Origin of the sequence: Ferrovibrio sp. (assembly GCF_041906005.1) — a bacterium.
In the GTDB taxonomy this organism is placed as follows: domain Bacteria; phylum Pseudomonadota; class Alphaproteobacteria; order Ferrovibrionales; family Ferrovibrionaceae; genus Ferrovibrio.
In genome coordinates this window covers 296,806-318,207 of record NZ_JAYRJY010000001.1, presented here as the reverse complement: position 1 = coordinate 318,207, position 21,402 = coordinate 296,806, and the positions used below count along the sequence as shown (strand labels likewise).

The following is a 21,402-nucleotide window of genomic DNA, read 5'->3' as shown; positions in this document are numbered from 1 at the left end:
GATCGGTTTGCGGTCACGGATTTTTCTGGCCGGCGAGCAGCCGGAAGGCCTGCGCGGCCGGTGAAAGCTCGTAGCCTTTCTTGGTGTAAAACAAAAAGCGGCGCTCCACGACGGGATTGGCGATGTCGATGAAGACGGCGCCAAACAGCCGGCCGAATGGCTCGGCATAGGCCGGCGCCGCCGTCACGCCCATTCCTTGTCCAACCAGCGCCAGCGCGGTTGGAAGATAGCGTACCTGCGTCGTGCGGCGGAGCTGCACCGACATGCCCGACCAGACCGTGCGTTCGAGATGGCCGCTGAAGGCATCGGAATACAGGATCCATTCGGCGTCGGCGACATCCGCCCAGTCGATCCGGCCGCGTTGGGCCAGCGGGCTGCCGGCGGCGCAGGCGCATTGCATCTTCTCCTGCCATAGCAGGTCGGCCTGCACATCCTCGGGCGTTGGCCGTTCCGGCCCGATGCCGATTTCCGCCTCGCCCTGACGCACGGTTTCGATCACGCGATCCGCCGTCGTGTCGATCATCTTCAGCGCCACATCGGGATAGAGGACGCGGTAGCGCGCCAGTACCGGCGGCAGCCACGAGCAGGCGAGCATCTGGGGCACGGCCAGGCGCAGGATGCCGCGGCGCAGGGCTCGCAGATCGGCGGCGCCATCGATCACCTCGCGCAGGTCGCCGAGAATGCGTTCGGCAATCGGCAGCAGCTGTCGCCCCGTTTCGGTCAGCTGCACCTTGCGTTTCACCCGGTCGAACAACGCCAGGCCGATATCGTCCTCCAGCTGTCGCACCAGCATGCTGACGGCCGACTGGGTCAGGTTCATGCGGCGGCCAGCCAGGGTGAAACTGCTGGTCTGGGCCACGTCGCAGAAGGCGCGGAGCTGCTTCAGCGTTATGTTCATAAGAATACCTTATGAAAGTAGCAATATAATTCATTTGTATGATGATTAAGGCGGTATGACAATCCGGCGGAACGGTGTCGTGTCCGAACGACACTCTTTGGGGGATTGGCATGCATATTGCGGTAATCGGCACCGGCATTGTCGGGGTGTGCTCGGCAGCCTGGTTGCAGCGTGATGGCCATACAGTGACGTTCATCGATCCGCGTGAAGCCGGCGAGGCCTGCTCTTTCGGCAACGCGGGGTCGCTGTCGCCCAGTGCCTGCCTGCCGGTGGGGATGCCGGGCATGTGGAAAAAGGTGCCGAAATGGCTGCTCGATCCCGAGGGGCCGCTGACCATCCGTCCGGCCCATCTGCCGGTCATTCTGCCCTGGCTGATCCGTTTCCTGCGCGCCTCCAGCCGTGAGGAAGTCTCGCGCATCGCAGCGGCCATGCGCGGCCTGCTGAAGCCGGTATTCGAAGCCTACGAGCCGCTGCTGCAGCGTGCCGGAGCCACCGGTCTGGTGCGCCGCACGGGCTGCCTCTACGTCTATTCCTCGCGCGAGGCAGCCAACCAGTGGAAATGGGGCATGGACCTGCGCCGCAGCCTGGGTGTCGAGCTGCGCGATGTGGACAGCGACGAACTGGCGGATATGGAGCCCGACCTGAAAGGGCGCTTCCGCTTTGGTCATTACGCGCCCGACAACGGATCGGCGGCGGATCCTTCCGCGCTGGTGAAGGCGATTTACGCTCAGGCGATCTGCGACGGCGCGGCGCATCTCAAGAAAACCGTTGCCGGATTCGAGACGGCGAACGGCGCGGTCAAGGCGCTGCGGTTCGATGACGGCTCGGGTATCGATGTCGATGGCGTGGTGATCGCGGCCGGTGCCTGGTCGGCCAAACTGGCGCGTCAGGTGGGCGCCCGCGTGCCGCTGGAATCGCAGCGCGGCTATCACGTCACCGTTGCAAGTTCGAACCTGCAACTGGGCCGCACGGTGATGGCCACCGAATACAACATGATGGTCAATCCGATGGCGATGGGGTTGCGCCTGGCGGGCACCGTCGAACTTGCCGGCCTGGATGTGCCGCCGCGCTATGCGCGCGCCGACGCCCTGCTGAAGAAGGGGAAAGAGCTTTTCCCTCACCTGGATACCAGCAAGACCAGTCTCTGGATGGGGCATCGTCCCTGCCTGCCCGACAGCATGCCGGTGATCGGCCGCGCGCCGCGGGCCGAGAATGCCTGGCTGGCGTTCGGCCATGGCCATGTCGGGATGTGTGGTGGCGCCACGACCGGTCGCGAGGTTGCCAATCTGGTCGCGGGCCGCGCGCCGGAAATCGACCTATCGCCATTCCGGCCTGATCGTTTCAGCTAGGGAGGGTATGGGGTGAGCGCAACTGAAGCATGGTCGATCGGCATTGATGTCGGTGGCACCTATGTCGATGTTGCCGCCGTCGATCATGCCGGCCGCTATCTGCGCCAGAAAATCCCCCGCATCGATAAAGACCCCGCTCTTTCCGTCCTCGCCGCTCTCGATGATGCCCTGCAATCGATGGAGATTGCGCCGCAGGTGGTCAGGCAGCTTGCGCATGGATCGACGCTGGTCACCAACATGCTGCTCGAGCGCAAAGCGCCGCCGATTGCAGTGGTCACGAACCGGGGGTTTGCCGATATCCTGCTGATCGGCCGCCAGAGCCGGGTTGATCTGTATGCTCCGGTCGCGACGCCGCAAACACCCAGGACGTTATTTCCGGATCGGCTACGCTTTGAGATTGGCGGCCGCTGCGACGCTGGCGGCGAGGAAATCCAGCCGCTGGACCATACCGAATTGGTTTCCCTCGCCAATGCCATTGCCGATAGCGGTGTCGCCGGGGTGGCGATCTGCCTGCTGCATGCCACCCGTAATCCGGTCCACGAGTTGGCCGTTGCACGGGCATTGGCGTCGACAAGGCCGGACCTTGCCATTTCTCTGTCTCATGTTGTCGATGTGGCGCCGGGCGAATTCGAGCGGTTTCTGGCTACGGCGCTTGATGCCTATGTGAAGCGGTCGACGCAGGATTATCTGACTGCGTTCGGCGATGGGCTGCGTCAGCGCGGCCTGCCTGAACCGGTGATCATGAATTCCGATGCCGGCCTGCGTCCCCTGGCCGAGGTCGCCGCAAAACCGCTCAGCCTAGCCTTGGCTGGTCCGGCAGCAGCTATGAGCGGTTTCAGTCTTCATGGTGCGCAGGATGCGAATGATGCGGCGGCGTGCATCTCGGTGGAAACGGGCGGCACCACCACCGATATCGGACTGATCGAGAAGGGCGCCATCGTTTGCGGCCGGAAAATCGAAATCGATGGCCTGACGATCAGCCTGCGCGCCACGGATATCCTGTCCGTTCCGGTTGGCGGCGGGAGTATCGTGCAGATCAACCAGGCCGGTGCCTTGCGCCTGGGGCCGCAATCCACAGGCAGCATACCGGGCCCCGCCGCCTATGGGCGGGGTGGCCGGCTGCCGACCTTGACCGATGCGCTGGTCGTGCTGAAGCGGTTGCCGACAACATTAGCCGGCGGCCTTGTGCTGGATGCGGCCGCAGCCGATCAGGTGATGGCCGGTATTGCCGCTGCTTTGGGATGCGACGTGGAGGCGGCGGCCAATGCCGTGGTTGCGGCTGCTGCGGCGGCGATCGCCGAAGGTGTCAAGGCACATGCCTACCGCCATGGCATTGATCCAACCGGGGCGCGGCTGATCGCGGGTGGCGGGGGCGGGGCGCAGCACGCCGCCGAGGTGGCAGAGCTGCTGGGCTGCGATCATGTGCTGGTACCTGCCGATGCCGGCGTGATTTCCGCTTTGGGCTGTCTGGCTGCGCCGCAAATGGCGGCAGCGGAGGTTGCTCTCGACCTGCCGCTGAACGAGGCATGTTGGCCTGCTTTGCGGGCCGCGGTGCAGGTTATTGCAGACAAGACTGAGGGCAGGACCGAAATCGCCTGGTCGCTGGAGGCCGTATATCAAGGCCAACCGGGCGCCCTGGAATTCGTGTTCCACCCGGATGGCGACGATCCGGCGAGTATCGCGCAGCGGTTTGACCAGGTGCATGCCCGCGTGCGCGGCCATGCCTTTCAGCGCGAGATGCGCCTGCTGCGTCTGCGTGGCCAATGGGTGACGCGACCGGCGATTCTGCAGGCCGCCATTCCAGCCAAGTCTGTGACGGCAACGGATGATGTCTTGCAGGCGGGTCCCGCCACCATCTTCACCGAGACGTCCAGCCTTTGGGTTCCCGCTGGCTGGCAATGCCGGATGACAGCCGATGGCGGTTTCCAGATGCAGCGCGTATCGCGGACCGGGACACGGCCAAACCTTCTGAAGGGGGCGGCGTGATGAAGCAAAGCCTGCCGCCAGCCCTTATCCCCCGGCTCGAACCGGTGCGCCTGACGCTTCAGGCCATGGCCGACCGGATGCAGGACAGCCTGATAGGCGGTGCCTATTCCGCCATTGCCCGCGAAGCCGGCGATGGCGCGGCGGCCTTGTTCATGCCCGATGGGCGGCTGCTGGTGCAGGCGCGGTCGCTGCCGCTGCTGCTGGGCTCGCTGATCCCCGCGCTGGAGGCGGTTCTGAAAGTGTTTCCGCGCGCGACCATGCGGGATGGCGATGGCTACCTGCTGAACGATCCTTTTGCCGGTGGCACGCATTTGCCGGATCTGACATTGGTGCGGCCGATCTTTCTGAATGAGATACTGATCGGTTTTGCCGCCGCCAGTCTGCATCATCAGGATGTCGGGGGCATCACGCCCGGGTCGATCCCGCCGCACGCCACCTCGATATTCCAGGAAGGCTTGCGGCTGCCGCCCGTGCAGTCGCATCGCGATGGCAAACTCGATCCGGCCTTGAAGAGCGTGCTGGCGGCCAACAGCCGCACGCCGGAACTTCTGCTGGGCGATCTGTCCTCGCAATGGTCGGCCATCTCGGGCGGCGGGCGGGAGCTTGGGCAATTGGCGCTGCGGGAAGGTGGGCATTACACGGCTTTGTGCAATGCATTGATCGAGCAGACCGAAACCCTGACCCGTCAGGCGCTGCTGTCCTGCCCGGATGGAGTCTCCGACTGGGAAGACATGCTGGATAACGACGGTATCGACGATGGTCCGGTCCGGATCAGGGTGACACTGGAAAAACGCGGCAACCGCCTGCGGATAGACTTCACCGGTTCGTCGCCGCAGACGCGCGGCCCGGTCAATGCCGCGCCGGCGGCCGTTCTGTCGGCGGCGCTGTATTTCATGCGCAGCCTGGCGCCGGATGCGCCGAACAATGCCGGCTGCCTGCAGCCGCTGGATCTTGTCTTGCCCGAAGGCAGCGTGGTGAACCCGCGCTGGCCGGCCGCCGTCAATGCGCGCACCGGCACCGTGAAACTGGCCTGCAACGCCATCATCGGTGCCTGGAGCGGCATCGCCAGCGGGACGGCCGCCGCCGCGAATGCCGGCGTCGCGGCGGTGATCGCCTTCGCGGGCAAGCGGGCGAATGGGCAGGATTACGCGCTGACCGAAGTGGTGGCGAGCGGTGCCGGCGGCCATGCCGGCGGCGAAGGAACCTCCGGGATATCCACCGATATCAGCAACGCGCGGAATACGCCTGTCGAGATCGTGGAGGCACGCACCCCGATCCGCATCGAACAATACGGTTTCGCCCATGGTTCGGGCGGTGCTGGGCGGCATCATGGCGGCGATGGCCTGCGGCGGATCTATGCCCTCGCTGAGGGCAGCGGCACCGTATCCTATCGTGGCGAACGACACCGCCATGCGGCGCGCGGCGCGGCGGGTGGTGCGTCCGGTTCATTGTCGCGCGCATGGATCGAGCGCAATGACGGCCGCGTCGAGATCCTGGACGCCAAGGCACAGTTTGAATGGCAAGCCGGAGACCGGCTGCATGTGGAAACCGCGGGTGCGGGAGGGTGGGGACAGTCCGAGTATCAACACTGACTGCGACAGAATAGGAGAGAGAGATGACAGGGGTGTTTTATCGCAATGTAATGAGGGGGGCGGCGAGCCTGATGGTTGCCGCCGGTGTTGTGCTGGCTGCGACGGCCGCGATTGCGCAGGCCTATCCGTCCAAGCCGGTGACCATGATCGTGCCGTTCGCGGCGGGTGGCTCGACCGATTTGCTGGCGCGTCAGATCGGCGCCAAGATCTCTGGCCCGCTGGGTCAGCCGGTCATTGTCGAAAACCGTGGCGGTGCCGGCGGTGCCCTGGGCGCGAATCTGGTGGCGAAAGCCGCGCCCGATGGCTATACCCTGCTGATGGGCGTGTCTGGTTCGAATGCGATCAGCGCCGCATTGCGATCCGATCTGCCCTACGATCCCGTGAAGGATTTCGCGCCGATCAGCCTGGTGGTCAGTTCGCCGCTGGTGCTCGTGGTGAATGCCAACAGCAACTTCAAATCCGTGAAGGATGTGATCGACTACGCCAAGGCGAAACCGAGTACCTTCACCCATGGTTCGCCCGGCATCGGAACCTCGATGCATATGGCCGGCGAATTGTTCGGACTGGAGGCCAAGGTCAAGCTGGAGCATGTGCCATACAAGGGCAGCGCGGCTGCCCTGCAGGACCTGCTTGGCGGCCAGATCGACAGCATGTTCGGCGATCTTCTGGTCGTTCTCGAGCATGTGAAATCGGGCCGGCTGCGCGCGCTGGGCGTGACGTCCCTGACCCGTCATCCCATGCTGCCCGATACACCGACCGTGGCCGAGGCCGCCTTGCCGAAATACGAGGCGACTTCCTGGCAGGGTGTCTTCGCACCCGCTGGAATTCCGGAGCCCATCCGGACGCGCCTGTACCAGGAAGTATCCAAGGCGCTGGCTGCGGATGACCTGAAAACCTTCTTCACCGAGCGCGGCTTCATGGTGGAGGCACGCAAGCCCGATGAGTCGAAGGCTTATGTTGCCGCCGAGGTTGCCAAATGGAAGGCCGTGGTGCAGGCAGCCGGGATCAAGCCGGAATGATCGAGCATATTGGCGGGCCTGTCCTTCGCGGAGGACAGGCCCAACCCATCACCCCGGTCATCCGCGTCGACGGAGCCCTGGTCTTTGTCGCCGGACAGGTGCCGATGCTGAACGGCCAGCCCGCTGCCCCTGATATTGCCGGGCAGACGCGATACGTGATCGGCATGATCGAGGCCGAATTGAAAAAGGCGGGTTGCGAGCTGGGCGATATCGTCAAGGTCACGGTCTGGCTCACCGACAAGGCAGATTATCCGGCCTTCAACGCAACCTATGCACAGGTCTTCGGCACCGAGCGGCCGCCAACGCGTTCGACCGTCGTAGCCGATCTGATTGCGCCTGTGCGGATTGAAATGGAGGTTATCGCGGCGGCACGGCGTTAAGTCTGGCCGCGCCGCTCACGCATAACCTGGCCCGCGATCATAGCTTATGGCATCTTTTGCTCGGGATGCCCTGTGTTAGCGTCGCGCCATTCTCAGCAGGAGAATGGCGCGATGCGACGCTTGATGACATATACGGCTCTGCTTCTTGCTGTTTTCATGTTTCCGGCGCAAGGCCTGACGGCGGAAAGCGAAAAGCCTACCCGGCTCAGCCTCTTTTCCGATAATTGGAACTGTGTCTATCCGCCGGCGCTGGAAGGCAATCTCTGCTTCACTCTGAACGGGGCTGAGAACCTGGATGAAACCAAGCTGAAACTGAAGATCGACGGCGCACCTGTCGATATGGTGCCACGCATCATCGAAAGCTCGCGGCTGGTGGTATTTCCGCTCCTCTTCGGTGTCGGCAGCCACGATGACGCCCGCGACGTCAATCGGGAAATGTGGTCTCGCCTGCTCGGCTCGCCTTTTGCCACCACGCAGGTCATCAACGTGCCCTTCGATGTTGAGTATGCCGGCCGCAGCATCATGGCTGGCACGGAGGAGGAACCGTTGCCGCCAAGCTTCCGCCTGCTGCGCTATGAAGACGAATGGATGCTGTTTGGTTTCGGCGCCGCGTTGGCGGTCATTGCCTGCGTTCTTTATATCGGGCTGCGCAGCTCCGCCCTGCGCAATCGGTCTGCGGTTTCACAGGTTGCTGCCTCCGATCTGCCGTTTTGCCTGGGCAAGCTGCAGATGTCGGTCTGGTTCTGCCTGATCTTCGCCGCCTTCGTGTTCATCTGGGCCGTGACCGGCCAGTTGAAATCCCTCAATCCGGAGACTTTCATTCTGCTTGGCATTTCGGCCGGCACATCGCTTGCCGCCGTGATGGTGGATCAAAGCAAGCAATCGTCGGCTGCCGATGTGGAGGCGCGGCTGAGTGCGATGGGCATTCGCGATGCCCATGATGCCGCCCGGCTGAAAGCGCTGGTCAGAGGCGGCAAGGGCGGCCATGAGGTCGGCCGGCATTTCGACATTCCACCAGCGGCCGGCGACGAGCAGACAGAGATGCCGGTTAATACGCTATCCGAGCTGCATCGCCGCTATCTGGATCTGACCGAACCATATCGTTCCAAAGGATTCATCCGCGATTTGATCAATGACGCGGCTGGCGCCACGGTTCATCGGTTCCAGATGCTGGCGTGGACCGCCATCCTCGGCATGATCTACATCTTCCGCGTCTACTGGGATTTGCAGATGCCGCAATTCGGCGCCAATCTTCTCGCCCTGATGGGGATCAGCGGGGGCATCTATCTGGGATTCAAGGTTCCCGAGCGCTGATCTCCGCAAACCCGGACTGCCAGCCTGATGAGTATCGGTCAGGCGTATTTCGTCGGGATCGCGGTGGTGAATTTCAGTTCTTCCATGCTGATGAAGGAAGAGATGTCGGTGAAGTCGAGCCGCGAGATGAGCTGCTTGTAGACCGCGTCATAGGTTTCCACGTCGGGCACGGTGATGCGCAGCAGGTAATCGATCTCGCCCGTCAGGCGATAGGCCTCGACGATCTCCGGGATATCGGCGATGGCCTGGCGGAATTTCTCCAGCCATTCCATCGAATGTCGCGAAGTGCGCACGCTGACGAATACCGTGGTCGGCACCTTCGCCTTGCGCCGGTCCAGCAGGGCGACGCGTTTGGCGATCAGCCCGTCCTCTTCCAGCCGGCGGATGCGGCGCCAGCAGGCCGAAACCGAGAGGGCCGTCCGTTCGGCCAGATCGGCGATGGGGATGGCGGCATCCTCTTGTAAAACATCAAGAATTTTGCGGTCGCGCGGATCGAGCATGGTTTCGCCGTATTGTCGAAAATAAATTCGATATTTTCTATATAACCGAAATTATTTGTCGGTTTCCAGTTTATATACGCCTGACTTTGCACGCATTTATCGCTTCCGGGCCGCTACTCTGAGGCCGATTTCGATTCTGGGGGCTTCCATGAAAACCATTGGTCTGATCGGCGGCATGAGCTGGGAAAGCACGGCGGTTTATTACCGTCAGATCAACGAGGCGGTACGCCGCCGGCATGGCGGCCTGGCCTCGGCCGAAATCCTGCTGCGGTCGGTGGATTTCAGCCGCATCGTGGCCTTGCAGCAGGCCGGCCGCTGGGATCAGGCTGCCGATGCGCTGGCCCGGATCGGCAATCAGTTGGCCGGTGCCGGCGCCGATTGCGTGCTGATCTGCACCAACACCATGCACAAGGTGGCTGATGCCGTGGCAGAGAAGGCCGGTGTGCCGCTGATCCATATCGTCGATGTGGTGGGGCGCGCCCTGGCGGATGCCGGCGCGAAACGCCCGCTGCTGCTCGCCACGCGATACACGATGGAGCAGGATTTCTATCGTACCCGTCTGGCCGATCGCTTTGGCATTGAGGCTATGGTGCCCGAGGCGGCGGATCGCGGCCTGGTGCATGATGTGATCTTCGAGGAATTGTGCTGCGGCATCGTCAGGTCGCAATCGCGGCAGGGGTATCTCGACGTGATCGAACGCGGCCGCGCGGCTGGTGCCGATGCGGTGATCCTCGGCTGCACCGAAATCGGCCTGCTGATCGGTCCAAGCCATACCGATCTGCCGGTATTCGATTCCACCTTGCTGCATGCGGAAGCGGCGGTGGATTTCGCCGATGGCCTGCTCTCGCCGGCCATGCAGGCTGCTTAAGGTTAATCCCTGAAAGATTGTTACGCTGTGTGTCGCAACGCTGATCCTGCTTAAGGCTGTCGCTCTGCCGCCTAGACTGGCTCCATCGCGCCAGGCCCGTCATCGCGGGCCGGTGCCATGGCGGCAGAAGGCGGCAGGCGATGAGCATCGATCTCAGCATCCTCTATAGCAATACCAGCAGCACCGGCACGATGTCGGCGCTGGCGATGTACAAGAAACTCGAACGGCAGGCCGACGAGAATGCCGACGAGCAGGCCGAGCAGGCCGAAGCCGAGAAGATAAAGACGCAGATCCGCGAGATGGAGAATGCGGCGATCCGCGTGCGCAATGCGCAATACAAGCAGATCAACGCCCAGATTGCCAATGATGTTGCCTATTTCCAGAACCGGGCGGCCAGCGCCACCACGGTGGACGAACTGATCAATGACGACCGGTTCCTGAAGGTGATCGCCTATGCCAATGGCATGGAAGATCTCTATGATTCCGACCGGCAGCATCTGCGCGATATCCTGACCAGCGATATGAGCGACCCCAGCTCCGTGGCCCGGCAGGGAACATGGGCCGAGCAGGAGCTGGCGCGCAAATACAGCTTTGGCGCCAGCGGCACACTGGTCGATACCAGCGGCAATACGGTCGGCGTCGACGCCGATGGCAATCTGGTGAATGACGGCAGCGGCGTGACCGACCTGCCGGCCGGTCTGGCGAAACTGAGAGGATTGACGCTGGATGTCAGCGGGCAGGCCATGCTCGACAGCGATGGCGCTCTGGTCGCCGGTACCGACGTGGTGTCCGGCGACGCCAGTGCCTATAACGCGGCCCTGGGCAAGACCCTGCTCAGCGAATTGACCGCGACCGAGGCCGAAGAATCCTATGCCTATGAGGGTGAGGAATTCGAGCGGTTCAAGACCCGCACCGATATCCAGAGCGAGGTGGAGTATTATCGGGAGAATATCGGCACGGTGGAGAGCGTGGACGATCTGTTCGCCAACCAGCGTCTGCTGAACTTCATCCTCAAAGCCTACGATATGGAAAGCGAGGCCCAGTATCCCGGCAAGATCCGCAAGATTCTGGAAAGCGACCTGACCGACAGCGACTCGCTGGCCAACCGCTTTCAGGACCCGCGTTATCAGGAGATGACCGAGGATTTCAGCTTTTACATCTTCGGCACGACGCAATTGACCAGCTCTCCCACCGTCGATGATGTGGTGGAGAGATTCCAGCAGACCGAATACGAAAAATACCTGGACGAACAGGCTCCCGGCGTGCGCGTTGCCATCGAATTCAAGCGCCGGCTGGAGGATGTCAGCACCACGGTACAGCTACTGGGCGATTCGGTGCTGCGCGAGGTGATCACGGTGGCGAATTACATCCCCGCCGAGATGGCCTACCAGGAGACCGAGGCACAGATCGCCACGGTGGAAAAGAAGGTCGATATCGACGAATTGAAAAGCGACCCGGACCTGGTCGAGAAAATGGTGCAGCGTTACCTGAGCATCAAGGACAGCGAGGCCAGCAGCGGCGGCAAGGACAGTTACCTGCTGAACCTGTTCGCCTGATTTCAATAGCGCCGGCAATCGGACAGCACGGCGCCACGCTCCACAGCACCATCGCGCGCCTTCAGGGCATAGCGGCGCTCGCTGAGCAGGCGGGCCTCGGCCGCGCTCACCCGGAAATCCAGATTGGTGTCGGCGGCCATTACCGGATCGGGGCTGCGGTCGATCACCGTACGGCTGCGGCTGTCGCGGGGATTGCCCGGTGGATTGCCCGGTGAATTGCCTTGAGGCTGGCCAGAGCCAGCCGGCTCCAGGCTGCGCCGCAGCAGCGTCAGTTCGCTGACCGTGACGAAACCATCGTGATCAGCGTCCGCCCGGCCGAACCAGGTATCGGAATCGGCCAGCCATTCGGCTTCCGACAACCGGCCGTCGTGGTCGCGGTCGGCGCGGCTGAACCAGTTGCCGAGCAGTTCCTCACAGGCGGTTGCATCGCCGGCGCGGCCGAGCGGTTCGCCGTTCGGGCTGACCACAGCCAGCTGCACCGGGTGTCCCGGCTGTTGCCGGGTACAGCCGCTGGCCAGAACCGCCAGCAGAATCGCCAGATATACGCCCCGCATTGCTGCCCTTTCCCTGTGACCGAGCAGCTTATCTGTAGGGTTATTTCAGGTAATTGACCAGAGAGAGCGACAGGGTCTGGTTGGTGATCACGTAGCTGGCTTCCAGGGCCGTTTGCAGGTTGGCAATCGCGGTCGAAACCTCGGCGGTATCGGCATTCTGGATTTCACCGATCCGGATGGTCAGCAGGTCCTTGGCGCGCGCCTGCCGGTCCTGGATTTCGGTCAGTTGCTGCTGCTTGTAGCCGTTGCGCGAGGCCATGGTCTGCAGCTCGCCGATTGCCGTCTCCAGTTGTTTGAGCGCATCGTCGACGCGGGTCTGGTAATTCGTGGGATCGGTGCTGATATCGGCGGTGGCATCGCGAAACCGCACAATGGCGTCGATCGCCCGCTGGATGCCCGGCTCCACGGCCGAGACGCCATAGGAAACCTGTTCGGCATCGTCGACGTAAAGCTGCACGTCGGAATAGTCGTAGAAATTCTGCAGATCGGCCGGCGTGGTGTTCAAGTAGGATGGCTGCGGCACCGTGGTGCCATCGGGCACGACAGTCAGCGGATCGTCATAGCCCGGCGTCACGCCCGGTATGGCGCCGGCGGCATAGGTGGTCGGGATACCCGACAGGGAACCGTTCAGCGGATTGTCGGTATAGTTGGTGCCAGCGAACAGATACCGGGTGCCATCCTTGAGCTGCAGAATGCCGCCGATCTGGTCGAGCAGCGAATTGGCCTGCACCGCCGGGGCCGAAGTGGAGGCGAAAGACGTATCGCGATTCTTGATCATCGTGTCCTTCGCCTCGATGGCGATATCGATGATCTGTTCCAGCGAGACGGCATATAATTCCACGCGGTTCATCGCCGTCTGGGTGGCCGAGGCATAATTTTCCACGCTGCCCAGCTTGGATTTGAGCTGGCCCAGCTCCAGGGCCTGGTTGGGCGTGCTGAGCAGGCCGTCCAGCTTGATGCCGGTGCCAAGCTGCTGGTTCTGCTGGTTCAGCATGGTGTTGAGCAGGCTGATATTGCGGGTCAGGCTCATCTGCCGTGCCAGTTGCGACGTTCCGGTAATGGCGGTCATGGTCAGCTCCCGATGGCGATCATCTGGTCAAACATTTCGGTGATGGCGTTCATGATCTGCGCCAGCGCGGCATAGTTGGTCTGCAGGGTCTGCAGTTGCGCCAGCTCGGTATCCATGTCGACGCCAGTGAGATTGCGGATCTTCTGGTCCAGCGTGTATTGCAGGCTTTCGGCGGTATCGCGGTTGGTCTCGTTCTCGCTGGTCAGCTTGGCGTTATAGGCGAGGATGCCGCTGGCCAGGCCGAAGATGGTCACGCTGGATATCTGCAGGCCGTTCGGATCGCCGGCGGGATTGACCTGCGCCGCTGTCAGGGTGGTGCTGCGCATGGCCTGCTGCACGGCGGCGGCGCGGCCGGCATTGACATTGGTGGGGGTGGCGACCAGGGCAGCATTCACCTCCAGGCTGCCGGCCGGATCTGCGGCGTTATAGGTGAAGAACTGCTCCACCGCTGCCGTTGCCGGATCGTCATAGGCGGCGTTCACCACATCGGCGATATTCCGTGCCAGGGAGTCGAGCTGGTTGAAAAATTTCGCCAGGGTGCCGACATTGCCGTCATTGCTGGCCAGGGCCTGCGCGCTGCTGTCGAGGTAATCGAGTTCGGCGCGGATCGACCCGGTGCGGAAACCGTCGGTCACGGCCACGCCATTTGCGTTGGAGATGCTGCCGGTCGTGGAATCGTAGCTGAATTTCTGCGCCGTGCTGCCGGCCAGCATGGTGCCGGTATCGGTGTAGACGGTCATCACGCCGGTATCGCTGACCACGGTGCGCACGCCGACCAGTTCCGCGATTTTTGCCACCTCGGCATCGCGCAGGTCTTCCAGATCGCCCGTCGGGTTGCCGGCGGCCTTCTGGCTGACGATCTGGGTATTCAGCTTGGCGATGTTGGCGCTGGCCTCGTTCAGGGTCGACAGGCTGCTCTGGATATCCTGCTGGGCCTGGCTTTCCAGTTGGCTGCGCAAGCCAGCCAGCCGGTTGACCTCTGTGGCCAGGCTCTGGCCACGCTGCACGACCAGGGCCTTTAGCGCGGTGTCTTCCGGTGTGGCCTCCAGTTGTTTCAGCGCGTCTTCGTAATCCGTCATCAGGCCTTCGAGGGTGGATTGTTTCCCCGTGGTGCTGGTGGCATCCAGGGCCTCGGCCAGGGTGCGGGCATTGTCGGATGCCGTGATGAGTTGTTGATAGTTGGCGGTGGCGGCATAGTAATCCGCCTGTAGATATGGCGCCGTCGCCCGGATCACGCTGGATACCAGGGCGGCCTGGGGTTGGCCGCCGGCGGTGGGCGTGGTCAGGGTGACGGTCTTGCGGGTGTAGTTTGCATTCTGTGCGTTGGCGACGTTGCCCGAAATCACGCTGAGCTGGGTCTGGATGGTGGCCAGACCGGTGACGGATGTGTTGAGCGCTGCCGATAGCGACATGGCCGCTCCTCCTGTTCAGGTTAGCGATGCGCCATCAGCGCCGGATGTTGATGGTTTCCTGCAGCAATTCGTCGGCCGCCGTCATGATGCGGGCATTGGCCGAATAGGCCCGTTGCGCCACGATCAGTTTGGAGAACTCCTCGGCGATATCGACGTTGGAGCCTTCGATCGCGGCCGAGACGAAGGTGCCCACGCCGCTGTCGCCGGGCTGGGCCAGGATGGCCGAGCCGGATCTGGGCGTGGCCACGAAAGCATTGCCGTTCACGCGATCCAGTTCGGTCGGATCGTTAAAGCGCGCGATCGGGATCTGATAATAGGTCTTGACGTTGCCGTTATCGAACGTGACCGATACGAAGCCCTGCTCGTCGATGGCCAGACTTTTGAACGTGCCCTGCGGCACGCCGTTTTGCTTGAAGTCGTTCAGGGTCAGCGTATCACCGGCATATTGCGTTGTGCCGGAATTGTTGCCGTAGGACCCCAGATCCAGCGTGATCGCCTGGGCACCGGAACCGAAGTCGAGATTGAGGCTGAACGAGGCATCATCGCCCGTGGCACCTGCCGCGCTGCCGGTGAGGCCGCCGGTCGACGTCAGCCCCGAAATCGTGCCTGCCGCCACCGTGGCGCCGGCAATCGTGCCGCCGAAATCCACTGTCGCCGGACCAAAGGTGGCGGGCGTGCTGTCGGGGGCATTGACCTGCAGGGTCCATTGATTGTCGGCGATGCGCGTCCAGGTCAGATTCAGAGTGCGGGCGTTGCCCAGGGCATCGAAAACCTGGATCGAACTGACCGGCAGCGTCGCCGGCAGGTTGCCGCTGCTATCCTCTACGTTGGAGGGCAGGTTGGCATAGTAGTCGACCGTGCTGGTGGCGACCGGCGCATCAAGCAGGTTGGAAACCCGCACTTCCGTCGTGCTGGAGGTATCCACAACACCGGTGACTGGATCAACCACCCAGCCCTGCAGGTAATAACCCGAGGAGTTGACCAGATAGCCCTGCGAGTTCTGCGTGAAGTCGCCGACGCGGGTGTAGTAGTTGGTCGTCTCGAAGGTGGGCAGGCCGGTCGCGGAATCGACGCCTGTGCTTTTCGACACCGGAATGAAGCCATTGCCGGAAATGGCAACCGAGGTGGTAGACGAAACCTGAGTGATCGAGCCCTGCACATTGTTGGCGAAATAGGGCTGGTTCAGCACGCCGCCGGATGAATGCGTATTCGATTGCGCGCTCGACTGCGTGATCAGGGTCTGGAAGCGCGATTCCACCTTCTTGTAGCCGATGGTGCTTGCATTCGCGACGTTGTCGGAAATGTAGCTGATCGAGGTCGACTGGCCGTTCAGGCCCGAGATGGCGGTCTGCATGGCGCCGGTGATCGACATGGTGTGCTCCTGTGGTCGGTTGCCGTGACTGGATTACTGTCGAGCAAGGAGCGTGCCGGTTTATGACTCTGATCCTACATCCTTCATTCTGCTGGATTTCTTGCCAAAGGATGAATGGGCGTTAACCTTTGACGTCATTCCGCCAGATCGGCAGGTTTTGCCTGCTGGGAAAAAAGTACTTGTTTTATTTCAGTTTACCGAATTTCGTCGCATTATTTCCCGTCTGTTTCATGTTACAAAAGTTAATAACAAGACGAAGTCATGAAGCCGCGTTAATCATAATCAGAAAGAATATTACGGGAACAATTTGCGAGCGCCAGCAGGAACTTAGCAGGATCGATCTCGGCTGCAGCGTGTTGGAGCGGCCTGCACGGGCGGCATGGCATTGCAGTTTGATTTCTGCGGGATTGGCGCTGCGGCGCGCCGGTTTGATGTCGCGATGCGTCAGGCACGGCCCTTGCTCTATGAGCCCTGGAGAGCCGCAGGCTCAGGCCAACAGGAGCAAGATGCGATGAACAGCGTGATGAGCACGGCGATATTGGCGATCAACGCGCAGGCGATGGCGATCGGCAATATATCGGACAACGTCGCCAACAGCAGCACAGCAGGCTACAAGGCCGTGTCGACCCAGTTCCTCGACATGGTCCAGGGCAGTTATGGCACTGGCAGTCCGGTGCTGAATGGCACGAAGCAGATGGGCGTGACGGCCTCCGCCGATTTCCTCAATCGCGCCCAGGGCCAGGTGGTATCCGATTCCAGCACCACATCGGCGGCGATCAGCGGGAACGGGTTCTTCCCCGTGGCCAAGCCCACAGGCTTCGATCCTGAAACCGGTGAGCCCACGGGCTTTGAAAACACGGTGTATTACACGCGCCAGGGCGACTTCCATGTGGACAGCAGCGGCCGGCTGGTCAATGCGGCTGGTTATTACCTGATGGCGGCTCCCGCCAGCGGCAACGGCACGCCCCGCATCTTCACCGTGGATACCGACGACAACGCCGCCGGCGCCAGTTACACCAGCGTCAGCATCACCGATGGCGGCAGCATCACGGCGAGCTACGATGACGGCACGACGGCAGTGCAGGGACAGATTCTGCTGGCCAATTTTGCCGAACCCGACAAGCTGGACCGCATCGATGGCACGGCTTTCCGCGCCACGGAAGACTCCGGCAATGCGGTTTACGGCCATCCCCTGTCGCGTTCCAATGGAGTTGGCACGGTCGCCGGCAGCGCGCTGGAACTATCCACCGTCGATACGGCTGACCAGATGACCAAACTGATCGTGGCCCAGCAGGCCTATTCCATGAATTCGCAAGTGATTCAGGCGGCCGACGAGATGCTGAGCAAGGCTATGGACATGAAGGGCTAGGCCCCGCAGATCAAATGGGCAAATCAGGCGAGGAGCGGCCTGTGCTGCGTCGCCGGCAGATGGATTTCAACCTCCAGCCCATGGGGTTGGCGGTTGCGCAGAGTGATGCTGCCGCGATGTTCCAGCACGATGGCGCGGGCCACGCTCAGGCCCATGCCCAGGCCGCCGGTCTCGCGGTTGCGCGAGGCATCGACGCGGTAGAAGGGTTGGAATACCCGTTCCAGCTCGTCTTCCGGAATGCCGGGGCCGCTGTCGCGGATGAAGATGCGCACGCCGTCGGGCTCGGATTGCAGCGAGACATAGGCGAAATCACTGTATTTGATGGCATTCTCGACCAGGTTCATCATGGCCCGCAGAATCGCGGTCGGCCTGCACTCGACCACCAGATGGGCTGGACCGGCATATTCCACCACGGCGCCGGCATCGCTGCGATCATCACACAGCGTGGTCAACAGCACGGCAATATCGACGCGCTGCATCGCCTCGTTGCGCGGATTGAAGGAGGCGAAGCTGAGCAACTGGTCAGTCAGCATCTCCATGAAATGCAATTCGTCCAGCATGCGCTGGCGCTGTTCCGCATCATCGACATATTCGGCGCGCAGTTGCAGCCGTGTCAGCGGCGTGCGCAGATCGTGCGACAGGGCGACCACCAGTTCCGAACGGTCGCGCACGAAGCGGCTGATTTCGCCCTGCATGTCGTTGAAGGCGGTGGCAATCGCGCGGAATTCCAGCGGGCCGCGGGCAGGCAGCGGCGTCGGCTCCTGGCCGGCGCGCCAGTCCTGGGCCGTGGCCACCAGCGCTTTCAACGGGCGCAGCAGCCGCCAGGTCGACCAGAAGGTGAGGGCGGCGATGATGGCCGCGATCACAACGAACCATAGCAGGGTGAACAGCCATGGTTCGATCGGCTCGAAGCTCTGCTTGGGGCGCCATGCCTGCCATTCGCCCTCCGGTGCCTGGCGTACCCAGATGGTGAAGATGCCGGGCACCTGGAAATCCTCGGTGCCCAATGCCGGGTGCGGCGGACCATAAGGCCCCCCCGGCGGTGGCGGCCCCGGAGGCCAGCCATGCGGTTGCGGACCGGGGGGCTGTGGACCGTGTGGTGGCGGACCCAATGGAGATTGAGCCAGTGGGGGAGGGCCGGGTTCGGGCGGTTCTACGGCAATGCGCGGAACCGGCAGGGGCCAGAACAGCAGGCGGCCGCCAGGGCGGCGCGGGAAGTCGACGCCGATACGGATCTCGGCAATCTGTGGCCTGGCGAGGGATTGCCGCAGCCGGTACTCCACGTCACGGAACGGGAACAGTAACGGCGTGTCGGTTTCGGGCGGCAGGCCCGGATCGGACAGGCGGTGCAGGATATCGGCTTCGGTGGGCGGCAGGCCGGCGATATGGCGCTGCATCTCGGCCATCAATGTCGTGATGGCATAGACCGGCATTTCGCCTGGTCGCGTACTGCGCAGCAGCAGCACGGTGGCGATCTGGGTGCAGAGGATGGCAAGCAGTATCGTACCGGCTATTCGCCAGATAATGCGATCGCTGCCGATCCGCCGCAGCGCTTGCCGGAATGGACGCATTTATGCCGCCTGCAGGGCCTTGACCTCTGGCGTAAAGATATAGCCTCCGCTGCGCACTGTCTTGATCAGATCGGGCATATTCGGATCAAGCTCGATCTTTTTGCGCAGGCGGCTGACCTGCACGTCGATACTGCGGTCGAAGAGGACCGTGGAGCGTCCTCGGGTCAGGTCGAGCAATTGGTCGCGGCTCAGCACCCGTTGCGGATGCTCGGCAAAGGCGATCAGCAGGTCGAATTCACCCGAAGTGAGCGGCAGCAGCGCGCCATCGGGCGAACGCAGATGCCGTTTGCCGATCTCCAGAATCCAGCCGCCGAAACTGTAGGCTTGTGGCCGGTCGCTATCCTGATCGCTCGCACTGGCCGCACGACGCAGGATCGCCTTGATGCGGGCAACCAGTTCGCGCGGGCTGAACGGCTTGGTCAGGTAGTCGTCGGCGCCAATCTCCAGGCCCAGGATGCGGTCTGCTTCGCCCGAGAGCGCGGTCAGCATCAGGATGGGAATCGACATATCCTGCCGAATCTTGCGGCAAAGCTGCAACCCGTCTTCGCCCGGCAGCATCAGATCGAGCACGATCAGGTCGAAACGACCATTCTTGAGCGCCGACTGCATGCCGCGACCATCGGCTGCCGGTGTGACGCGAAAGCCATGCTCGGTGAGGAACCGCATCAGCAGATTGCGGATCTCGCGGTCGTCATCAACGATGAGGATATGAGGAATACGCGACATCTGAGGAAGGAATCGTTTGCTGCCGTTTATGGCTGCATGATGCCAGCCGATGCAACCGGGCGAAAGTGCGGTTTTGTAACGCTGTGTTGCAATCCGTAGTTAAATTTCATTTACCACAATTTTGTATCGGTATTCGCGGTGCAGGATTGGTGATGGCGATCACGCCATCGCCGGTGTGGCAAAACGTGGCGCCGGGTTGCCGTGAAAATCGTGCATGCCCGAATGAGTGAGGCGGCCTTTGGTGTCGAGCCAGATTTTGCCGCCGATCTGGCGCCAGCGCCGACAGAAGGCATAGTCCTCGCTTAAATACGTGCCGCTATCCGGATCGATCATGCAGTCGAACAGGGCATATTGCGGCCGGTTCGACCGGGTCGGCGGATAGACATGTACGCCGCCATAACGCAATTCAGGATAGGCTGCGATCATCCGTTCCAGCGCGGCGCGGGCGATCAGCATGAAGCCGGTGCCCGCATAGGTGCCGCTGATGAACTCGCCGCGCCGCTCGGCGTCTTCGCCGCGGCAGGCTTCGCCGCAATACCGTAGCGCCATTTCTTCATGGATGATCGCGCGGCCGGGCAGGGGCAGGGCATTCTGCCAGTCCAGCACCTTCAACGGGTAGATGCCGGCCACCACATCCTCGCCCAGCTTCAGCATGCGCTCCACCTGCGCCGGCTCGAAGGAGATGTCGGCGTCGATGAACATCAGGTGGCTGGCCTGCGGCATTTCCAGGAACGCCGATACCAGGGTATTGCGGCTACGGGTGATCAGCGAGTCGTTGCCCAGCAAGGCCAGCGTGGTATCGAACATGCTGCCGCGCGCATGCTGCATCAATTGAATCACCGACTGCATGTAGAATTGATGCACCTGCCCGCCATAGCAGGGGGTGGCGATGAAGATCAGAGGCCGTGCCATGTGAGGATCAGCTTTCGCTGCTGCTGGTGTCAGAAGTGGCGAAAACCGCCACCACATCGCTGGGCGACACCTGCATGCCGGAAACGATCAGGAATTGCTCGCCATCGATGGTTTCAAGCGCCTCGACATAGCCGCGGGCATAGACCTTGGTGCCTTCAAGCACCGCACCGCTCGAATCCTTCGCCGTCACCTGCAGAGTATAGGTACCAGCCTCCAGGGCATTGCCGCTGGCATCGGTGCCGTCCCAGGAAATCTCGATCCGGCTGCCGGTGACGAAGCCGTCATCGCCTGAGGCGGCGCTGACAGTGCGCACCACGTTGCCGTCTTCATCCAGGATGCTGTACTGCGCGCTGGTCGTGCCCTCGGGCAATTCGTAGGACCAGAACACCGTGCCGCCCTCGGCCAGCTCGGCTTCGGTGCTGTTCACGTCCACCACCTTGCCGATATAGCCCAGGTTGGTGCTGGTCTGCTGGGTTTGCAGCAGGGCGATGATGGTTTCCAGGTTGCTGTTCATGTTGATCTGCTGCTCGACCTGGCTGAACTGCACCAGTTGCTCGGTGAATTCGTTGGCATCCATCGGATCGGTCGGATCCTGGTTCTGCAACTGCGTGGTGAGCAGGGTGAGGAACGTGTCGAAATCGCTGGCCAGCGCGGTCGATGCGCTGCTGCTGGTCGTGGTTGTCGTGCCGGTGGTGGAACTGACCGATGTGACCATGGCGAAGTCTCCTGTCTGGATCGTCCGCCTTTCGCTCTCATGTCACGGGCCGGGCATTAAAGGTTAACAACGCCGGCGCAACAGCGCGTAACAAAGTATTCGCACGCAACAAAGTGCGCGATTGTTGCAGGGCTTACGGTGCGCGCCGGGCCGGTGGCGGGTCCGAAGCTGGAAAAAGCCGGTGGATCAATGGCCTTGCCGGTTGATATCGAGTGAATACAAACGCAAAATGCAGACCGC

The 21,402-nt window shown here is 62.3% G+C and carries 19 protein-coding genes; 9 read left to right on the top strand and 10 right to left on the bottom strand.

The genetic code is table 11. The annotated features are described in order from the left end of the window. Positions 1–13: 13 nt before the first annotated feature. Complete coding sequence (locus ACE3OO_RS01620; protein ID WP_374299054.1) at positions 14–898, bottom strand: LysR family transcriptional regulator; 885 nt, start codon at positions 896–898, stop codon at positions 14–16. A 110-nt stretch (positions 899–1,008) separates the two neighbouring features. Between ACE3OO_RS01620 and ACE3OO_RS01615 the strand changes: the two genes are divergently transcribed. The 6 genes from ACE3OO_RS01615 (at position 1,009) to ACE3OO_RS01590 (ending at position 8,538) form a co-directional block, all read left to right on the top strand. After that, positions 1,009–2,247 (top strand): NAD(P)/FAD-dependent oxidoreductase, encoded by a 1,239-nt coding sequence (locus ACE3OO_RS01615; RefSeq protein ID WP_374299052.1) that lies wholly within the window; start codon positions 1,009–1,011, stop codon positions 2,245–2,247. A gap of 12 nt (positions 2,248–2,259) precedes the next feature. Next, positions 2,260–4,233, top strand: a complete 1,974-nt coding sequence (locus ACE3OO_RS01610) for a hydantoinase/oxoprolinase family protein (protein ID WP_374299050.1) — start codon at positions 2,260–2,262, stop codon at positions 4,231–4,233. Further along, positions 4,233–5,825 carry a hydantoinase B/oxoprolinase family protein gene (locus ACE3OO_RS01605; RefSeq protein WP_374304645.1) on the top strand — a complete coding sequence of 531 codons (1,593 nt, stop codon included), beginning with the start codon at positions 4,233–4,235 and terminating at the stop codon, positions 5,823–5,825. Before ACE3OO_RS01610 ends, ACE3OO_RS01605 begins: the two co-directional genes overlap by 1 nt. Before the next feature lie 23 nt (positions 5,826–5,848). Beyond that, positions 5,849–6,844, top strand: a complete 996-nt coding sequence (locus ACE3OO_RS01600; protein WP_374299048.1) for a Bug family tripartite tricarboxylate transporter substrate binding protein — start codon at positions 5,849–5,851, stop codon at positions 6,842–6,844. Next, entirely contained in the window at positions 6,841–7,224 is a 384-nt protein-coding gene (locus tag ACE3OO_RS01595; RefSeq protein ID WP_374299046.1) for a RidA family protein, read from the top strand. The genes ACE3OO_RS01600 and ACE3OO_RS01595 overlap by 4 nt, the downstream gene beginning before the upstream one ends. A 111-nt stretch (positions 7,225–7,335) precedes the next feature. Continuing rightward, positions 7,336–8,538, top strand: coding sequence for a hypothetical protein (locus ACE3OO_RS01590; protein WP_374299044.1), 1,203 nt, complete (start codon positions 7,336–7,338; stop codon positions 8,536–8,538). Positions 8,539–8,576: 38 nt separating this feature from the next. Here the strand turns inward: ACE3OO_RS01590 and ACE3OO_RS01585 are convergent, their stop codons facing one another. After that, on the bottom strand, positions 8,577–9,038 hold the full coding sequence (locus tag ACE3OO_RS01585) for an Lrp/AsnC family transcriptional regulator (protein WP_374299042.1): 462 nt from the start codon (positions 9,036–9,038) through the stop codon (positions 8,577–8,579). Positions 9,039–9,186: 148 nt separating this feature from the next. Here ACE3OO_RS01585 and ACE3OO_RS01580 point away from each other — a divergent pair, with 148 nt between their 5' ends. Next, positions 9,187–9,906: an aspartate/glutamate racemase family protein gene (locus tag ACE3OO_RS01580; protein WP_374299040.1), complete on the top strand. Its 720-nt coding sequence runs from the start codon at positions 9,187–9,189 to the stop codon at positions 9,904–9,906. A gap of 140 nt (positions 9,907–10,046) precedes the next feature. Next, the gene (locus ACE3OO_RS01575; RefSeq protein WP_374299038.1) at positions 10,047–11,462 is read left to right on the top strand and encodes a DUF1217 domain-containing protein; all 1,416 of its coding nucleotides are present in this window, start codon (positions 10,047–10,049) and stop codon (positions 11,460–11,462) included. A 2-nt stretch (positions 11,463–11,464) separates the two neighbouring features. Here ACE3OO_RS01575 and ACE3OO_RS01570 read toward each other — a convergent pair whose 3' ends face one another. From ACE3OO_RS01570 to flgE, 4 genes are read right to left on the bottom strand one after another with little or no spacing between them, the layout of a single operon-like run. Continuing rightward, entirely contained in the window at positions 11,465–12,016 is a 552-nt protein-coding gene (locus ACE3OO_RS01570) for a hypothetical protein (RefSeq protein WP_374299036.1), read from the bottom strand. A 40-nt stretch (positions 12,017–12,056) separates the two neighbouring features. Beyond that, positions 12,057–13,085, bottom strand: coding sequence for a flagellin (locus ACE3OO_RS01565; protein WP_374299034.1), 1,029 nt, complete (start codon positions 13,083–13,085; stop codon positions 12,057–12,059). Positions 13,086–13,087: 2 nt separating this feature from the next. Then, a complete protein-coding gene (gene flgK, locus ACE3OO_RS01560) occupies positions 13,088–14,497 on the bottom strand; it encodes a flagellar hook-associated protein FlgK (protein WP_374299032.1) in 1,410 nt (469 codons plus the stop codon). A 34-nt stretch (positions 14,498–14,531) separates the two neighbouring features. After that, positions 14,532–15,869 (bottom strand): flagellar hook protein FlgE, encoded by a 1,338-nt coding sequence (gene flgE, locus ACE3OO_RS01555; RefSeq protein WP_374299030.1) that lies wholly within the window; start codon positions 15,867–15,869, stop codon positions 14,532–14,534. A gap of 511 nt (positions 15,870–16,380) precedes the next feature. Between flgE and ACE3OO_RS01550 the strand changes: the two genes are divergently transcribed. Next, positions 16,381–17,238 (top strand): flagellar hook basal-body protein, encoded by an 858-nt coding sequence (locus ACE3OO_RS01550; protein ID WP_374299028.1) that lies wholly within the window; start codon positions 16,381–16,383, stop codon positions 17,236–17,238. 23 nt (positions 17,239–17,261) lie between these two features. Here the strand turns inward: ACE3OO_RS01550 and ACE3OO_RS01545 are convergent, their stop codons facing one another. The 4 genes from ACE3OO_RS01545 to ACE3OO_RS01530 form a co-directional block, all read right to left on the bottom strand. After that, entirely contained in the window at positions 17,262–18,809 is a 1,548-nt protein-coding gene (locus ACE3OO_RS01545; RefSeq protein WP_374299026.1) for a sensor histidine kinase, read from the bottom strand. Continuing rightward, positions 18,810–19,535, bottom strand: a complete 726-nt coding sequence (locus ACE3OO_RS01540; protein WP_374299025.1) for a response regulator — start codon at positions 19,533–19,535, stop codon at positions 18,810–18,812. It abuts the gene before it with no gap. A gap of 159 nt (positions 19,536–19,694) precedes the next feature. Then, positions 19,695–20,447 (bottom strand): hypothetical protein, encoded by a 753-nt coding sequence (locus ACE3OO_RS01535; RefSeq protein WP_374299023.1) that lies wholly within the window; start codon positions 20,445–20,447, stop codon positions 19,695–19,697. 7 nt (positions 20,448–20,454) lie between these two features. Beyond that, positions 20,455–21,162 (bottom strand): flagellar hook assembly protein FlgD, encoded by a 708-nt coding sequence (locus ACE3OO_RS01530; RefSeq protein ID WP_374299021.1) that lies wholly within the window; start codon positions 21,160–21,162, stop codon positions 20,455–20,457. Positions 21,163–21,402: the final 240 nt, after the last annotated feature.

Bases quoted from the DNA above. Each gene is read 5' to 3' on its own strand.
- ACE3OO_RS01545 (WP_374299026.1), bottom strand. From the start codon at position 18,809: ATGCGTCCATTCCGGCAAGCGCTGCGGCGGATCGGCAGCGATCGCATT.
- ACE3OO_RS01615 (WP_374299052.1), top strand. From the start codon at position 1,009: ATGCATATTGCGGTAATCGGCACCGGCATTGTCGGGGTGTGCTCGGCA.
- ACE3OO_RS01595 (WP_374299046.1), top strand. From the start codon at position 6,841: ATGATCGAGCATATTGGCGGGCCTGTCCTTCGCGGAGGACAGGCCCAA.
- ACE3OO_RS01580 (WP_374299040.1), top strand. From the start codon at position 9,187: ATGAAAACCATTGGTCTGATCGGCGGCATGAGCTGGGAAAGCACGGCG.
- ACE3OO_RS01550 (WP_374299028.1), top strand. From the start codon at position 16,381: ATGAACAGCGTGATGAGCACGGCGATATTGGCGATCAACGCGCAGGCG.
- ACE3OO_RS01530 (WP_374299021.1), bottom strand. From the start codon at position 21,162: ATGGTCACATCGGTCAGTTCCACCACCGGCACGACAACCACGACCAGC.
- ACE3OO_RS01620 (WP_374299054.1), bottom strand. From the start codon at position 898: ATGAACATAACGCTGAAGCAGCTCCGCGCCTTCTGCGACGTGGCCCAG.
- ACE3OO_RS01575 (WP_374299038.1), top strand. From the start codon at position 10,047: ATGAGCATCGATCTCAGCATCCTCTATAGCAATACCAGCAGCACCGGC.
- ACE3OO_RS01535 (WP_374299023.1), bottom strand. From the start codon at position 20,447: ATGGCACGGCCTCTGATCTTCATCGCCACCCCCTGCTATGGCGGGCAG.
- ACE3OO_RS01600 (WP_374299048.1), top strand. From the start codon at position 5,849: ATGACAGGGGTGTTTTATCGCAATGTAATGAGGGGGGCGGCGAGCCTG.
- ACE3OO_RS01605 (WP_374304645.1), top strand. From the start codon at position 4,233: ATGAAGCAAAGCCTGCCGCCAGCCCTTATCCCCCGGCTCGAACCGGTG.
- ACE3OO_RS01590 (WP_374299044.1), top strand. From the start codon at position 7,336: ATGCGACGCTTGATGACATATACGGCTCTGCTTCTTGCTGTTTTCATG.
- ACE3OO_RS01540 (WP_374299025.1), bottom strand. From the start codon at position 19,535: ATGTCGCGTATTCCTCATATCCTCATCGTTGATGACGACCGCGAGATC.
- flgE (WP_374299030.1), bottom strand. From the start codon at position 15,869: ATGTCGATCACCGGCGCCATGCAGACCGCCATCTCGGGCCTGAACGGC.
- flgK (WP_374299032.1), bottom strand. From the start codon at position 14,497: ATGTCGCTATCGGCAGCGCTCAACACATCCGTCACCGGTCTGGCCACC.
- ACE3OO_RS01565 (WP_374299034.1), bottom strand. From the start codon at position 13,085: ATGACCGCCATTACCGGAACGTCGCAACTGGCACGGCAGATGAGCCTG.
- ACE3OO_RS01570 (WP_374299036.1), bottom strand. From the start codon at position 12,016: ATGCGGGGCGTATATCTGGCGATTCTGCTGGCGGTTCTGGCCAGCGGC.
- ACE3OO_RS01585 (WP_374299042.1), bottom strand. From the start codon at position 9,038: ATGCTCGATCCGCGCGACCGCAAAATTCTTGATGTTTTACAAGAGGAT.